The organism is Bacillus sp. lyk4-R2A-2, assembly GCF_030209735.1.
Lineage (GTDB): Bacteria > Bacillota > Bacilli > Bacillales > Bacillaceae > Bacillus > Bacillus pumilus.
On sequence record NZ_JARVRK010000009.1, the window covers coordinates 1 to 1,648 of the forward strand.

Below are 1,648 nucleotides of genomic sequence, written 5' to 3' on the forward strand. Positions count from 1 at the left end.
GGGAAACGGATTTGCCTATTTCCCAGCCTAACTGCTTGGACGCGGATATCCAATACCGCGCTTACCCTATCCTCCTGCGTCCCCCCATTGCTCAAATGGTGAGGAGGTGGTACAGGAATATCAACCTGTTGTCCATCGCCTACGCCTTTCGGCCTCGGCTTAGGTCCCGACTAACCCTGAGCGGACGAGCCTTCCTCAGGAAACCTTAGGCATTCGGTGGACGGGATTCTCACCCGTCTTTCGCTACTCATACCGGCATTCTCACTTCTAAGCGCTCCACCAGTCCTTCCGGTCTGACTTCACAGCACTTAGAACGCTCTCCTACCACTGTTCGTAAGAACAGTCCGCAGCTTCGGTGATACGTTTAGCCCCGGTACATTTTCGGCGCAGAGTCACTCGACCAGTGAGCTATTACGCACTCTTTAAATGGTGGCTGCTTCTAAGCCAACATCCTGGTTGTCTAAGCAACTCCACATCCTTTTCCACTTAACGTATACTTTGGGACCTTAGCTGGCGGTCTGGGCTGTTTCCCTTTCGACTACGGATCTTATCACTCGCAGTCTGACTCCCAAGGATAAGTCATCGGCATTCGGAGTTTGACTGAATTCGGTAACCCGGTAGGGGCCCCTAGTCCAATCAGTGCTCTACCTCCGAGACTCTTACCTTGAGGCTAGCCCTAAAGCTATTTCGGAGAGAACCAGCTATCTCCAGGTTCGATTGGCATTTCACCCCTACCCACACCTCATCCCCGCACTTTTCAACGTGCGTGGGTTCGGGCCTCCATTCAGTGTTACCTGAACTTCACCCTGGACATGGGTAGATCACCTGGTTTCGGGTCTACGACCACGTACTCATGCGCCCTATTCAGACTCGCTTTCGCTGCGGCTCCGCATCTTCTGCTTAACCTTGCACGGGATCGTAACTCGCCGGTTCATTCTACAAAAGGCACGCCATCACCCTTTAACGGGCTCTGACTACTTGTAGGCACACGGTTTCAGGATCTATTTCACTCCCCTTCCGGGGTGCTTTTCACCTTTCCCTCACGGTACTGGTTCACTATCGGTCACTAGGGAGTATTTAGCCTTGGGAGATGGTCCTCCCGGATTCCGACGGAATTTCACGTGTTCCGCCGTACTCAGGATCCACTCTGGAGAGAACAACATTTCAGTTACAGGGCTGTTACCTTCTTTGGCGGGCCTTTCCAGACCTCTTCGCTTATATCGTTCCTTTGTAACTCCGTATAGAGTGTCCTACAACCCCAAGAGGCAAGCCTCTTGGTTTGGGCTGTTCCCGTTTCGCTCGCCGCTACTCAGGGAATCGCATTTGCTTTCTCTTCCTCCGGGTACTTAGATGTTTCAGTTCCCCGGGTATGCCTTCTCATACTCTATGTATTCAAGTATGGATACTACTCCATTACGAGCAGTGGGTTTCCCCATTCGGAAATCTCCGGATCAAAGCTTGCTTACAGCTCCCCGAAGCATATCGGTGTTCGTCCCGTCCTTCATCGGCTCCTAGTGCCAAGGCATCCACCGTGCGCCCTTTCTAACTTAACCATTTCTTACTTTAGAAAGAATCACTATGTGTGATGAACTTTGCATTGCATTCAATGTGAATGTATTACTTATTGTTATCTAGTTTTCAAAGAACA

The 1,648-nt window shown here is 51.0% G+C and carries 1 rRNA gene; it reads right to left on the minus strand.

The annotated features are described in order from the left end of the window. A 23S ribosomal RNA gene (locus QRN39_RS16630) occupies nt 1–1,553 on the minus strand; the annotation flags it as partial. Nucleotides 1,554–1,648: the final 95 nt, after the last annotated feature.